This window comes from Coprococcus sp. HPP0074 (assembly GCF_964238105.1).
Lineage (GTDB): Bacteria > Bacillota > Clostridia > Lachnospirales > Lachnospiraceae > Faecalimonas > Faecalimonas umbilicata.
This window is the reverse complement of the sequence record NZ_CAXSKS010000007.1, coordinates 87,902-102,062: the sequence shown is the minus strand read 5'-3', so window position 1 is coordinate 102,062 and position 14,161 is coordinate 87,902. Positions and strand designations below refer to the sequence as shown.

The window sequence follows — 14,161 nt, the reverse complement described above, 5'->3', positions numbered from 1 at the left end:
CTCTTTTGCAATCTTCTCATTGATTTTGCCCACATCCTGTTCTATGGCTCTTCCGGGAAATTTTCCTTTTGGTATTTCTTCCAGTCAAAGACTGCTTCTACCGAACAGATTGCCACTTCGATCATATCATCATCCGGCTCTTTCGTCGTCAGATTCTGAAGCGCTAGCCCCGGCTTGCTTAACAATTCCACAACTGGATGCTCTGTGTTTCCTGCAAGCCGGATGATTTCATAAGAAATTCCCGCGATTACCGGAAGCAGTGCAATCCGCAGTAACACTCTTAATACCGGAGACTCTGTTGTAATAAAAAAGCAGACGATAATACTGACAAACAGTACAAAAAACAGAAAACTTGTCCCACACCGCTTGTGCTGTTTGGAACTTTTTCTTACGTTCTCCACAGTCAGATCCATACCATGCTCAATACAATTGATACACTTATGTTCTGCTCCATGATACATGAACACGCGCTGAATATCCTTCATCTTCGAGATCAGCAGGATATATACGATAAACAGAACAATCCTCACGATTCCCTCTATAACAGTCCTGGCAAATCTGCCCGGCACAAACGGTTTCAAAAGATTTGACAGCAAGTAAGGAAGAACCATAAAGATTGCAACCGCGATCACTACCGAACATGCCATTGTGATCCCCATAATCAAATTCTCCTGCTTCTCCTTTTTCGCCGCTTCCTTCTCGGTTAGTTCTTCCTCCTCTTCTTCCTCGAAGAAACTTGCCGAATAAGAGAGTGTCTTCATTCCCAGCACGAGAGAATCTACAAAACTGAAGATTCCTCGCACAAATGGAATCTTTGTCAGTTTCTTCCATTTGACAATCCCATCGTATACTTCTTTCTGAAGCGCAATCTCTCCGTCCGGTTTTCTGACCGCTACTGCATACTGATCCCCGTTCTTCATCATCACACCTTCCAGAACCGCCTGCCCGCCAATATTTGATGACTTCATAGATTCGCTCTCCTTCTATTTTTCAGACAGATTTCCATTAATTCTTTCCCTCTGTCATATCTGTACAATTCTCTACAATGTTAAAAAAGGTTGAGATTTGCACCTCAACCTATTCTCGTCATTCTGATTATTCCTGAATTCCGTATTTCTTGTTAAATTTATCAACACGTCCACGAGCCTGAGCAGCTTTCTGCTGTCCTGTGTAGAATGGATGACATTTAGAACAGATTTCTACGTGGATATCTTCTTTTGTAGATCCTGTTACGAATGTGTTTCCACAGTTACATGTTACTGTTGCCTGATGATAAACTGGATGTATTCCTTCTTTCATGATTTTCACCTCTTCATTTTTATTTCGTGAGGTTATATCGCCCTCACAGCGAATATCTTTGCAATCATCCTACTATCGTAATGACAGAGGAACGCTTGCTTATTATTTGTTAAACAGCTTTTTTATTGTATCATACTTATTTTCACATTGCAAGTTATTTGTAAAAATCATTAGATAATTTTTGTCTTCTTTACCATCTGGATAAACTCTTCGTTATTTTTCGTGCGAGAAAACATATTTAAAATATTATCGACTGCCTCCTCGCTCTTCATTCCATTTAAGGCACGGCGCAGAGAATATACTGCTTCCTGTTCTTCTGCACTTAACAGAAGATCTTCTCTTCTTGTTCCCGATTTTGGAATATCGATTGCCGGGAACACTCTTTTTTCCTGAAGCTTTCTATCGAGGACAAGTTCCATATTTCCAGTTCCTTTAAATTCTTCGTAAATAACATCATCCATCTTGCTTCCAGTGTCTACAAGTGCACTTGCGAGGATTGTTAAGCTGCCTCCTTCTCTCATATTTCTAGCTGCACCAAAAATCCGCTTCGGCATATAAAGCGCAGCCGGATCCAGACCACCAGATAGCGTTCTTCCACTCGGCGGAACGGTCAGGTTGTATGCCCTTGCAAGGCGTGTGATACTGTCAAGTAAGATCATCACATCTTTTTTATGTTCTACCAAACGCTTTGCACGCTCAATCACCATCTCCGACACTCTCCTATGATGTTCAGGAAGTTCGTCAAACGTAGAGTAAATGACTTCTACATTTTTCCCGGTGATCGCTTCCCTAATATCTGTCACTTCCTCTGGACGCTCATCGATCAAAAGAATCAGGATGTGCATCTCTGGATTGTTTCTCAAAACTGACAGCGCCACTTCCTTGATCAAAGTTGTCTTACCAGCCTTCGGAGGAGAAACGATCATTCCTCTCTGTCCTTTTCCTATTGGGGAAAGCAAATCTACGATGCGCATCGCCGTAGAACTTTTTGGATGTTCCAGGCGAAGTCTTTCGTTAGGAAAAATTGGTGTCATATCTTCAAAATTTGTCCGTCTCGCCGCCTCTGCCGGACGCATTCCATTGACCGTCGTCAAATATAAGAGTGCGCTGAATTTCTCCGACTGTGTCTTGATTCTCGTATTTCCAGTCAGGATATCTCCAGTTTTCAGATTAAATCTGCGAATCTGTGACGGTGATACATAGACGTCATTCTCTCCCGGAAGATAGTTATCGCTCCGGATAAATCCATATCCATCCGGAAGCACTTCAAGAATCCCCTGCGCCGTAATTCCGCTGTCCAGCTCCTCAATATCAATGACCCCTGTTTTCTCGCTTTTTACCTCTTCTTTTGCTTCTTCTGCTTTATCCTGCTCGTCTTTTTTCAGCATTAATTCGATGATATCTGCTTTTTTCATTGTCGATACCCCTTTTAATCCTCGCGCTTTTGCGATTTCCTTCAAAGACGTTAACGGTAATGATTCATATTTTTCTCTCATTATCCTACTTCCTTTCGCTATTCATTTGTCTATCCTAATTATTTTAATTATTAATAAGTATCTGCGGGAATATTCGTCTGACATGACTTCTCTTAAGATATACGCATTATACACTATTTTTAGGGAAAAAGAAAGTATTTTTTCAGCAATCCTTGTTGATTTGATTTCACCGGAATGTTATCATAACTTTAGAAGTTTCAAAAATATGAAAAAGAAAAGGTGTGAATAATATGACAACAAACGAAAAGGCATTACAAATGCATGAACAATGGAATGGGAAATTAGAGATCAGTGCAAAAGCCAAAGTAAATTCCAGAGAAGACCTTGCAATTGCATATACACCAGGTGTCGCAGAGCCTTGCAAGGTGATTGCCCAGGATCAGGAAGCTGCTTACAAATATACGATGAAAGCCAATACGATCGCTGTTATCTCGGATGGAAGTGCTGTTCTCGGTCTCGGAAATATCGGCGCTTATGCAGCAATGCCTGTTATGGAAGGAAAAGCCGTTTTATTCAAGGAATTCGGTGGAGTCAATGCAGTTCCGATCTGCCTTGATACCCAAGATACCGAGGAGATCATTCGCACAATCGTCAACATTGCTCCGGCATTTGGAGGCATCAATCTGGAAGATATCTCTGCTCCGAGATGTTTTGAAATTGAGGAGCGTTTAAAAGAACTCCTTGATATCCCGGTATTTCACGATGACCAGCATGGAACTGCCATTGTTGTCCTTGCCGGCATCATCAATGCGCTGAAAGTAACCGGTAAGCAAAAGGAAGCATGTCAGATTGTTGTAAATGGTGCAGGTTCTGCCGGAATCGCCATCACAAAGCTTCTTCTTACTTACGGTTTCTGCCATGTTACCATGTGTGATATCAATGGAATCATTTCCAAAGATTCTCCGAATTTAAACTGGATGCAAAAAAAGATGACAGAAGTCACCAATCTGGAAGGGAAGAAGGGAACACTTGCAGATGCATTGCAAGGAGCTGACATCTTTGTCGGAGTATCCGCACCGAATATTGTCACAAAAGAGATGGTTGCTTCCATGAATAAAGATTCTATCTTATTTGCGATGGCAAACCCTGTTCCTGAAATCATGCCGGATCTTGCAAAAGAAGGTGGTGCACGTGTCATTGGAACTGGACGTTCTGACTTTCCAAATCAAGTCAATAATGTTGTCGCATTCCCTGGCATTTTCAAAGGTGCTCTGGAAGGACGTGCCACACAGATTACGGAAGAGATGAAACTTGCCGCTGCTGAGGCAATCGCAAGTCTCGTTTCGGATGAAGATTTAAGCGATACCAATATCCTCCCGGAAGCATTTGACCCACGTGTTGCCGATGTCGTAAGCAAGGCGATTAAGGATCTGATCTAATGAAGCGCTGGGGCGAAAAGAGATACCACTCTCTCGATTATCACTTAAAACATACTTACGGTGAAAAGCTCTATAAACTTGCTTTAAACGGCGGAATGACTTGCCCAAACCGTGACGGTACACTCGGAGACCGGGGCTGCATTTTCTGCAGCGCCGGAGGCTCCGGTGATTTCGCAGGAAATCCTCGCGAATCTATCCGGCAACAAATTGTATCCGGCAAAGAGCAAATAAAGAAAAAGACCGATGCAGTCTCTTATATTGCCTATTTTCAGGCATACACAAACACTTATGCCGAAGTCAGTTATCTGGAGAAGATTTTTACAGAGGCAATCTCCTGTCCTGAAGTCAAGATTCTCTCCATTGCCACCAGACCAGACTGTCTGGATGACGAAATTCTCACACTTTTAGCACGTCTGAATCGGATCAAACCCGTATGGGTAGAGCTTGGTCTTCAGACAATCCATGAACAGAGCGCCCGGTTTATCCGGCGCGGATACTCGCTTTCCGTCTTTGAAGAAGCTGTCAGAAATCTCCGGCAGATTGGTGTGGAAGTGATTGTCCATACGATTTTATATCTCCCCGGTGAGACGAAGCTGATGATGCAGGAGACGATTTCTTATCTAAATACAATGGATATTCAAGGAATCAAGCTCCAGCTTCTTCATATTCTACATGGAACTGATCTCGCCGACTATTATGAAACTTCCCCTTTCTTCGTCCCGACAATGGAGGAATACATTGCATTTCTTGGAAAGTGTATTACGCAGTTGCGTCCAGATATCGTCATCCACCGCCTGACCGGCGATGGGCCAAAAAAACTGTTGATTGCTCCATGCTGGACCGGACACAAGCGTCTTGTCCTCAACAAAATGAATCAATATTTCAAGGAACAGGATCTTTGGCAGGGGAAGAACTACAAACTATGATTTTAGAAAGGATTTGCGTACAATGTCAGACTCATTTACTTTGTACAAATTAATTGTTTTATATATGCTTCAGAAAGTGGATTTCCCTCTGACGAACTCACAAATCTCCGAATTTGTCCTCGACAAGGAATACACGAATTATTTCACACTCCAGCAGGCTCTCTCGGAAATGGAAAATGCTAATCTGATCCGTCTGGAGAAAGAACACAGCCGCACCTTCTATCATCTGACAGAAGAAGGTGCTGAGACGATCCAGTTTTTTCAAAACAAGATTTCTCCTACTATTCAGGATGAGATTGACACCTTTCTTCAGGAAAAGCATTACGAACTGAAGAACGCTGTCGCTGTGCGCGCAGACTATTACCGAAATGATAATCATGAATTTTCTGTTCGCTGCCAAGTCACGGAAAATCACGGTTCTCTGATCGACTTGACTATCACAGTACCGACCGAGCAGGAAGCAAAAACTGTCGTCCACCACTGGAAACAGAAAAATCAGGAAATCTATGCCTTCGTGATGCAGAATCTATTATAGATTTTTTTCTTCTATTTCTAAATCTGTTATGGTAAATGTTTTTACAGACAAAAATCGGACAAAACAACTTTTATAAGGAGATTTTACAATGAACTATCAGAAAATAAATGCTGAAGCAATCGATACCTGGTGTCTGGATGGTTGGGTTTGGGGACAGCCTATCTCCCATGAGCTTTATCAAAACGCACAAAAAGGGGAATGGGATGTTCTTCTTACTCCGACAAAAGCTGTTCCTCATGAATGGTTCGGCAGTCTGTGTGGCAAAAAAGTGCTTGGTCTTGCAAGCGGCGGTGGACAGCAGATTCCTATTTTTGCTGCCCTCGGAGCAGATTGTACCGTACTGGATTATTCTTCCCAACAATGTGCAAGTGAGCAGCTAGTCGCTGACAGAGAAGGATATCCTGTAACAATCATTCAAGCAGATATGACACAGCCACTTCCCTTTGAAGATGGGATATTTGATCTGATCTTTCACCCAGTTTCTAACTGCTATATAGAAAAAGTAGAACCTGTTTTCCAAGAATGTTACCGCATTTTGAAAAAAGGGGGAGTCTTGCTTGGTGGATATGATCTCGGAATCAACTATGTTTTTGATGAAAACGAAGAGTATCTGACCTATTCTCTGCCGTTTCACCCATTAAAAAATAAAAAACAATATGAAGACTCCATGAAGTATGACTGGGGAATCCAATTTTCTCACACATTAGAAGAACAGATCGGAGGACAGTTAAAAGCTGGATTCCAGCTTACTGATCTATATGAAGATACAAGCGGTCAGGGGAATCTACACAAACATAATATTCCAGCTTTTGTCGCAATACGCTCTGTCAAACGATAAGTTGTCGGTTCCTTTTCGATTACCAGATTTCCTTTCCATCGGAGCAAATAAAAAATCTGTCTTGACAGGCAATATTCGCCATCCAAGACAGATTTTTATTGATTTGGTAGGCGAAAAATCGTTTCTTCGCTAAGCAGCCTTACCTGTAAAAACACTTTATTTCCCTTTGATCCTTCGGAAATGCTCCTGAATCTCCTTTTCATATCCCATATCCGAAGGCTCATAAAATTGCATGTCTTTAATCTCCTCTGGAAGATACTGCTGCTCTACATAGTGATTTGGATAGTCATGCGCGTATTTATATCCAGTTCCTCTTCCCAGGTTTGCAGAACCTTTGTAATGCGCATCCTGCAGATGACACGGTACTGTAGTCTTATGTGCCCGCACCGCTGCATTTGCAGCCATGATCGCATTTACTGCTGAATTACTCTTAGGCGCTGTCGCCACATATAGTACCGCCTGCGACAAGATGATCTGGGCTTCCGGCATTCCGACACGCTCCACCGCCTGCGCCGCGGCTACCGCCACAGAAATCGCCATCGGATCTGCATTCCCTACATCTTCTGATGCACAGATCATAATCCTTCTGGCAATAAACTTCACATCTTCCCCTGCATACAACATTTTTGCAAGATAAAAGACTGCGGCATCCGGATCGGATCCGCGCATACTTTTGATAAATGCAGAAATGGTATCATAGTGGTTGTCCCCTCCCTTATCGTAGCGCACAACTCTCTTCTGGATACACTCTGATACAACATCGATCGTAATGTGGATCTTTCCATCCTCCGACCGCTCCGTCGTCAATACCCCAAGCTCTATCGCATTCAGAGCATTTCTTGCATCTCCACCACAAATATCTGCAAGAAATTCCAGCGCATCTTCATCGATGATCGCATGATAACTTCCCATTCCACGCTCTTCATCTGTCAGCGCCCGCATGATCAATCTACGGATATCTTCTTTTTCCAGCGGCTTTAATTCAAAAATACTGGAGCGGGAAATCAACGCGCCGTTGACTTCAAAATAGGGATTTTCCGTAGTCGCTCCAATCAGGATGAGCGTACCATCTTCTACAAACGGGAGCAGATAGTCCTGCTGTCCTTTGTTAAACCGATGGATCTCATCGACAAACAAGATTGTCTTCTTCCCATACATTCCCTGATTGTCTTTTGCCTGCCTGACAACCTCCTCCATATCTTTCTTGCCCGCAACTGTCGCATTGATCTGAGTGAAATTGGCACTAGTCGTATTGGCAATCACCTTTGCCAGTGTTGTCTTCCCGGTTCCCGGAGGTCCATAAAAAATAATAGAACTCAACTTGTCCGCCTTGATTGCCCGATAAAGCAGCTTATCTTTTCCAATTATATGCTGCTGTCCTACCACTTCCTCCAGAGTCTTCGGACGCAGACGCGATGCAAGCGGAGACTCTTTTTTCTTTGTCGTTTCTCTCATATAATCAAACAGATCCATATCTTTTCCTCCTATGAAATTCCTGCCAGATCACGGATAACCTCCCCGGCAATGATCAGTCCTGCCACCGGAGGTACAAAGGAAATACTTCCCGGCAGTGAACGCTTATTTCCTTTTTCTTCTTCCGTAATATTTTTTGAGACATCGACCGGCTTTTCTTTTGAGTAGAGTACTTTTAAATGTGCTACTCCCCGGTTCTTCAATTCCTTTCTCATCACCTTACAGAGCGGGCAGACAGATGTCTTTGTAATATCTGTAATTTCAAATAATTCCGGATGAAGCTTATTTCCCGTTCCCATACTGCTGATCATCGGAATCCCTCTCTGATCGGCAATCTGAGCAATCGCAAGTTTTGCTGTCACTGTGTCGATCGCATCGACGATATAATCGATATTCCCATCCAAAAGCTCCGCTGCATTCTCCTCAAGGACGAATGTTTCATGGACTGTCACTTCTGTTTTTGGGCAAATATCCTGAATTCTTTCTTTCATCACCCTCGTCTTGTATTGTCCGATCGTACTGTGATAAGCAATCGATTGCCGATTGATATTGGTCAGTGATACGGTGTCATTATCCACCATGATCAAATGACCGATACCACTTCTTGCCAGCGCCTCAATACAGTGTGATCCAACTCCTCCCACACCGAATACAAGTACTGTCTTCTCCTTCAAACTTTCTACACAATCTTTTCCAATCAGTAACTCCATTCTGGAAAATTCATTTATCATCTTGTTACTCCTTTATCTATAATTGTTCTCTCTTCTGTTATTCGCCTGCATCTCCGGCAGATTCACCATTTCCCTCTCCAATCATTCTATGGGAGGATCAACTCTTCCACTGTCACAAATTCATAACCACTCTCTTTTAAAATATCCACAATTCTGAGAGCCGCATTCACAGAACTTTCATAACAGTCATGCATTAAAATAATATCATTTTCTTTGACTTCCGTCACTACCTTGTTCACAATTTCATCCGCATTTTTCGTCGTCCAATCAAGCGTATCCACAGACCAGTTTACTGGCAAAACCTGCATCTCTTTTTCCAGACCTTTCTGCCATGCCCCAAACGGCGGGCGCATAAACGACACCGGCTCCCCGGTAATTGCAGAAATTTTTTCGTTAGTCATCCGAATCTCTTCCATCGCCTTTTCATCTGACAGCTTTGTCATCTCTACATGATGAAACGTATGATTTCCAACGATATGTCCATTTTCGTACATTTCCTTTACAACAGTCTCATTTCCGTCTATATTGGATCCGATCAGAAAAAATGTTGCCAAAACCTCCCTCTCTTTTAATCCTTCCAAAAGTTTCGGCGTCCATACCGGATGCGGACCATCATCAAATGTAATCGCTATCTTTGGCTTCTCCACTCCCGCCGTAATAGCTCCATCAGCCTCCTCAGCCTCCCGACCACTTCTCGCCTTCAAAATCAGGCATACTAAATATAACATCCCAAGAAATTGCAGTATAGATTTTCTATGCAAACCACTTTCCCTCCCCCTCTTGCTCATATCATATATATGAACCACAATAAAAAAGAATGTGTCCCCGCTCCATGTCATACACATTCTGACATTTCCTTGAAACACACTCTTTCTTTTTGGACTTCCAGCAGACATTTTTTGTCCTGTTTCTTCTATCTATCTTTCCGGGCACGCTGTGTCCTGTTTTCACTTTTCTTTGAAGGATTCTGTGCCTTCTTTTTATTTTTCTTTGAAGGATTCTGCGCCTTGCTTTTATTCTTCTTTCGGATACTGTAACCAAATGTCCCCAGTTCTCTCCCGGTTTCTAAATAGGAACCATGCGAATACGCAAGAAGTTCTGCCTGATTCAGTTCAAACTTCCCACCTGCAGACATATAGGTTCCATCGACCTGTACCGCCTCCACCGTCGCAAGAAACATATGATGAGATCCAAGTTCTTTTACCTCTGTCACTTTACACTCGATATTGACAGGGCTTTCTACGATTGTCGGTGCATAGCGAAGTTTTTCCGCTTTTCCTCTTGTAAGCCGAGTCTCTTTCCACTTATCCACATCCCTGCCGGATTTTACTCCACAATAATCTGTCGCATGCACAAGATCTTTTGTCGTCAGATTGATCACAAACTCTCCTGAGCTGCGAATCATTTCATAGGAATAGCGTTCTGGTCTCACAGAAATATATGCCATCGCTGGATTCGTACAGATTGTCCCTGTCCATGCAACTGTGATAATATTGGTATTGCCATCGGCATCCCCGGCGCTCACCATCACTGCCGGCAGTGGATAGATCATATTTCCCGGTTTCCATAATTGTTTCTCCATATCCTGTCCCTTCTATTGCTGCAACGCAATTACGAAATTCGGAATTAACTGTTTCTTTCTGGAAACAACTCCCTTTAAGATAATGTCTTCCGTATCTTCTCTCAAATCAAACGCATCAAATACCTGCTCCCTTGCACCTGCACCGTCACACAAAAGTTCTGTGGACTCTTCAATAATATTCGTTAACATAAAGAAAATGCGATCCAATCCCTGACTGTACATTGCCTCCTTCAGATAAGGAATCAACTTTTCCTTGATGTCATGCAGTTCATCTTTGTTCATTGAATTGATCTGCCCAACACCGAACTCCACATCTCCAATATTAAATTTCTTAAAGTCCTGGAAACATATTTCCTCCGCAGTCTTATTCTTCAGATTGCTTCCCGCATTAAACATCTCTCTTGCAAGGCTCTCAATATCAATATCTGCAATCTTCGCAAGTGACTCCGCCGCTCTTCGATCCACATCAGTGCACGTAGGCGAACGGAACATCAGTGTATCGGAAATAATTGCAGAACACAGAAGGGATGCGATCATCCTGTCGATCATCACCCCCTGTTCCTCATACATCTGATAAACAATCGTTGCAGTACATCCAACCGGCTGGTTTCTGAAATATACCGGTCCGATCGTCTCAATGCTTCCAAGTCTGTGATGATCTATGATTTCCTGGATATCTGCCTCTTCGATTCCATCCACAGCCTGAGATTTTTCATTGTGATCCACTAAAATCAGCTGTTTTTTTCTTGCATCGATCAAAAGCCTTCTCGAAATCAATCCGACAAATCTTCCTTTTCTGTCTACAACCGGGAAATCACGGAATCTCTTCTTTGTCATCACATCTTTGATATCTTCCACATAATCACTCATCTTAAATGTCGTCAGATTTTCCTTACTCATAAAATGCTTTACCGGAATACTCTGATTAATCAATCTGGCTACAGTAAATGTATCATGCGGCGTACTGATCACAACACACTGTCTTTCTTCTGCCAGCTTTTTAATCGTCTTTGACACTTCCGATCCCTGGCAGACAACAATACAGCTTGCCTCCATCTCAAGAGCACACAGCTGTGATTCATAACGATTTCCCAAAACTACCAAGTCATCTTTCTCAATAAAGTTCTCGAGAAGTTCCGGGCTGGATGCTGCGATCACAACCTTCCCTTTCACAAAATATCCATGTTCATTTCCTGTCACAATCGTACCATCTAAAGTCTGGACGATATTTCGATACTGCGTACGCGCTTTCGCAAGAATATGACTGTCATACACATCCATATAAGAAGTCGCAATATCTCCGATCGTGATTAGACCTTCTAACATATTCTCCTTTGTGATCGGCATCGTCTTCGTATTCGATTCCTTCATCTGCCGCCACGCTTCTTTGATCGACACATGACCTTCAATTCCTGATACCCTGCTAATATCGAGATCCTTAACTTGAATCTGCACGTTTGACAGAAGTCCCGGTTCTTCTACTCCAAATCTGTCTAAAATATACTGTGTCTCTTCATTAACCTGGCCGGCTCTTTTTGCAACATATTCCTGGCCGGTTACTTTCCTCTTTAAATTTGCATAAGCAAGTGCAGAACAGATAGAGTCCGTATCTGGATTCTTATGCCCTACAACATACACTTTTCTATTCTTCTTTTTTTCTGATGTCATAATCCAATCCCTCATCAACAATTCATTTATACTATATAGTAAGCCATTTTTTCTTCTGTTCGTCAACCTTATTTTTTCATGGAATTGTTTTTTTTGCATACAGTCTGTTATTTTTTTGCCAAAATTTTTCTTTTCTGTTTTTCCGAAAGAATCTATGCTATAATAGAAGAAAATTATGAAAATTGAGGTGTAGAGCATGAGTGAAGAACAATTTACAACAGAAACTATGGCTGACTACGAAGGACAATTTGACAATGCAGATCCATGGCATATCGTTTCAAAATATATGGAACAACAGACCGATCTTCCAGTCAAAATTGAAGGGATCGTAAATGGAGGGGCTATCGCCTATATCGAAGGACTCCGTGGATTTATCCCTGCCTCCAAGCTTTCTCTCTCCTATATCGAAGATCTTGAGACTTATCTGCTCAAAGAGATTAAGGTTCGTGTCATTGATATCGATCCTGCTGAGAACCGCCTCGTTCTCTCTGCCCGCGAGATTTTAAAAGAAGAGCAGGCTGCAGAGCGCGCAAAAAAGGTCCAGGAGATTCCTGTCGGAAGTATCCTCTCCGGAACAGTGGACTCTCTCCAGTCTTACGGCGCATTTATTCTCTTAGAAAACGGACTGTCTGGTCTGGTGCATGTATCACAGATTTGTGAAAAAAGAATCAAATCTCCGGCAGACGTTCTCAAAACAGGGGAAGAAGTTCAAGTGAAAGTAATCGGAATCAAAGATGGTAAGATCAGTCTCAGTATGAAGGCATTGTCAGAAGAACCAGAAGAGGAAGAAGAAGCGGTCGAGATCCCAAAATCAGAGGAAATCGGAACAAATCTTGGCGATTTGTTTAAAAACATTCAATTATAATCCCTTTCTAAGTAAGATAAAGAAAGTGCTGTCAGCAATGGTACTCTGTTTTCATAAAACAGCTCCCATTCTGACAGCACTTTCTTTTTATGACACTGTATTGTCTCTCACAATTTTTCACATTATATATGCACAGTGCCACCTCTTTTTCAACTCATGCTACGATGCCATGACTTTTTCACTCTCAAATGCCTTCACGATCACACCAGTCAGAATTGCTCCCATCCCAAATGTCATCAACAGTGTGATCACATAATGTAGTATCGTCACTTCCTGTGTCAAAATCTCTTTTAATACAACTGAACTATTATAAACCGGAATCCAGTAAGAACTTTCCGGCGTATTTCCAAATGAAAACATCGTTGACAGTCCGATAACAAGAATCAACATGTACATCGGCATAATATAGCTGCTTGCCTCTTTCATTGATTTTGCAAAAACAGATACCAAAGCAATTAATGTAGAGTATAAGAAAGATAATGCGATCAACAGCGCGCCTAACATGATGATCTGTTTCACATCCATGCTGATCTTGAATCCATCTCCGATATTGCCTCCCATCGTCTTTGCCATGATCGGCATGCAGGCAACCATCGCCGCCACATAAATGACTGAAGAAATTCCTGTCAGTGCCATCAGTGCAAATACCTTCCCGAGCACAATCGAACTTCGCTTCACCGGTGTCACAAGCAGGCTCGCCATCGTTCCCCGCTCTTTCTCCCCTGTGATCATGTCAACTCCAAGTCCCATAGCACCTGCAAACAGCAAGATAGTAATAAAATACGGAAGCATCATGCCAAGTACTTTGCCGTTTACTTTATCTTCATCTTTAATCTGGATTGCTTCGCTTTCTCTATCTACCTTAAAAATCTCAATCTGCTCCAGATTTCCGACTCTCTGTCCCAAAAGTACCTGTCTGTACGTCTCCAGTAATGTCCCTCCAACTGTATCGAATGCTTCTTTGGAATAGTCTTCACCTGGATTATAATATGGAAGAATCTCCGGGATCTCATCTCCCGTCTGATATTCTGCAATCTTATAATCCATATTTTCCGGGAAAGAAAGAAGTAAATCTACATCTCCTTTCAGAATCTTCTCTTTTACTTTCTCTACCTCCCCTTCTTTGACAGGTTTCACCTTAACCTCTGCCGCCTCGCAAAACTGTTGAAAGCTTTCCGGTTCATTTTCCACATAGACAATCGGGGTATGTCCTTCTATATTTGACAACATCCGTTTCTGAAATGTTCCGGTGACCATCAAAATTCCAATCATAATCGCCACCGGCAGAATAAATACCGAAAACACCATTTTTTTATCCCGAAAGATACGTGCCATTTCTTTTTGAAAAATCTGTTTGATTCCATTCATC

At 42.3% G+C, this 14,161-nt stretch carries 14 protein-coding genes; 5 read left to right on the top strand and 9 right to left on the bottom strand.

Annotated features, from left to right (window positions below; translation table 11 throughout):
• Positions 1-41: 41 nt before the first annotated feature.
• The 3 genes from ACESPO_RS10065 to rho all read right to left on the bottom strand — a co-directional run bounded on the left by ACESPO_RS10065 (position 42) and on the right by rho (position 2,795).
• Positions 42-968 carry a DUF1385 domain-containing protein gene (locus tag ACESPO_RS10065; RefSeq protein ID WP_009262425.1) on the bottom strand — a complete coding sequence of 309 codons (927 nt, stop codon included), beginning with the start codon at positions 966-968 and terminating at the stop codon, positions 42-44.
• A 127-nt stretch (positions 969-1,095) separates the two neighbouring features.
• Positions 1,096-1,299 carry a 50S ribosomal protein L31 gene (rpmE, locus tag ACESPO_RS10060; RefSeq protein WP_008974880.1) on the bottom strand — a complete coding sequence of 68 codons (204 nt, stop codon included), beginning with the start codon at positions 1,297-1,299 and terminating at the stop codon, positions 1,096-1,098.
• A gap of 170 nt (positions 1,300-1,469) precedes the next feature.
• Positions 1,470-2,795 (bottom strand): transcription termination factor Rho, encoded by a 1,326-nt coding sequence (gene rho, locus ACESPO_RS10055; protein WP_008974879.1) that lies wholly within the window; start codon positions 2,793-2,795, stop codon positions 1,470-1,472.
• 230 nt (positions 2,796-3,025) lie between these two features.
• Between rho and ACESPO_RS10050 the strand changes: the two genes are divergently transcribed.
• The 4 genes from ACESPO_RS10050 to ACESPO_RS10035 all read left to right on the top strand — a co-directional run bounded on the left by ACESPO_RS10050 (position 3,026) and on the right by ACESPO_RS10035 (position 6,473).
• Positions 3,026-4,174 carry an NAD(P)-dependent malic enzyme gene (locus tag ACESPO_RS10050; protein ID WP_008974878.1) on the top strand — a complete coding sequence of 383 codons (1,149 nt, stop codon included), beginning with the start codon at positions 3,026-3,028 and terminating at the stop codon, positions 4,172-4,174.
• Positions 4,174-5,100 (top strand): tRNA modification radical SAM protein MnmL/YtqA, encoded by a 927-nt coding sequence (gene mnmL, locus ACESPO_RS10045; protein ID WP_499788774.1) that lies wholly within the window; start codon positions 4,174-4,176, stop codon positions 5,098-5,100. The genes ACESPO_RS10050 and mnmL overlap by 1 nt, the downstream gene beginning before the upstream one ends.
• 22 nt (positions 5,101-5,122) lie before the next feature.
• Entirely contained in the window at positions 5,123-5,635 is a 513-nt protein-coding gene (locus tag ACESPO_RS10040; protein ID WP_008974876.1) for a DUF4364 family protein, read from the top strand.
• Positions 5,636-5,723: 88 nt separating this feature from the next.
• The gene (locus tag ACESPO_RS10035) at positions 5,724-6,473 is read left to right on the top strand and encodes a class I SAM-dependent methyltransferase (RefSeq protein WP_009262428.1); all 750 of its coding nucleotides are present in this window, start codon (positions 5,724-5,726) and stop codon (positions 6,471-6,473) included.
• A gap of 156 nt (positions 6,474-6,629) precedes the next feature.
• Here ACESPO_RS10035 and ACESPO_RS10030 read toward each other — a convergent pair whose 3' ends face one another.
• The 5 genes from ACESPO_RS10030 to ACESPO_RS10010 all read right to left on the bottom strand — a co-directional run bounded on the left by ACESPO_RS10030 (position 6,630) and on the right by ACESPO_RS10010 (position 11,927).
• Positions 6,630-7,946, bottom strand: a complete 1,317-nt coding sequence (locus ACESPO_RS10030; RefSeq protein ID WP_499788773.1) for a replication-associated recombination protein A — start codon at positions 7,944-7,946, stop codon at positions 6,630-6,632.
• An 11-nt stretch (positions 7,947-7,957) separates the two neighbouring features.
• The gene (locus ACESPO_RS10025) at positions 7,958-8,677 is read right to left on the bottom strand and encodes a tRNA threonylcarbamoyladenosine dehydratase (protein WP_499788772.1); all 720 of its coding nucleotides are present in this window, start codon (positions 8,675-8,677) and stop codon (positions 7,958-7,960) included.
• Positions 8,678-8,763: 86 nt separating this feature from the next.
• The gene (locus ACESPO_RS10020) at positions 8,764-9,573 is read right to left on the bottom strand and encodes a polysaccharide deacetylase family protein (RefSeq protein WP_499788771.1); all 810 of its coding nucleotides are present in this window, start codon (positions 9,571-9,573) and stop codon (positions 8,764-8,766) included.
• A gap of 17 nt (positions 9,574-9,590) precedes the next feature.
• Positions 9,591-10,259, bottom strand: a complete 669-nt coding sequence (locus tag ACESPO_RS10015; RefSeq protein ID WP_270666074.1) for a flavin reductase family protein — start codon at positions 10,257-10,259, stop codon at positions 9,591-9,593.
• Positions 10,260-10,271: 12 nt separating this feature from the next.
• On the bottom strand, positions 10,272-11,927 hold the full coding sequence (locus ACESPO_RS10010; RefSeq protein WP_008974871.1) for a putative manganese-dependent inorganic diphosphatase: 1,656 nt from the start codon (positions 11,925-11,927) through the stop codon (positions 10,272-10,274).
• A 196-nt stretch (positions 11,928-12,123) separates the two neighbouring features.
• On the opposite strand from ACESPO_RS10010, the gene ACESPO_RS10005 reads away from it, so the two are divergent.
• Entirely contained in the window at positions 12,124-12,792 is a 669-nt protein-coding gene (locus ACESPO_RS10005) for a S1 RNA-binding domain-containing protein (protein WP_009262433.1), read from the top strand.
• A gap of 159 nt (positions 12,793-12,951) precedes the next feature.
• Here ACESPO_RS10005 and ACESPO_RS10000 read toward each other — a convergent pair whose 3' ends face one another.
• Positions 12,952-14,160: an ABC transporter permease gene (locus tag ACESPO_RS10000; protein ID WP_499788770.1), complete on the bottom strand. Its 1,209-nt coding sequence runs from the start codon at positions 14,158-14,160 to the stop codon at positions 12,952-12,954.
• Position 14,161 lies beyond the last annotated feature (1 nt).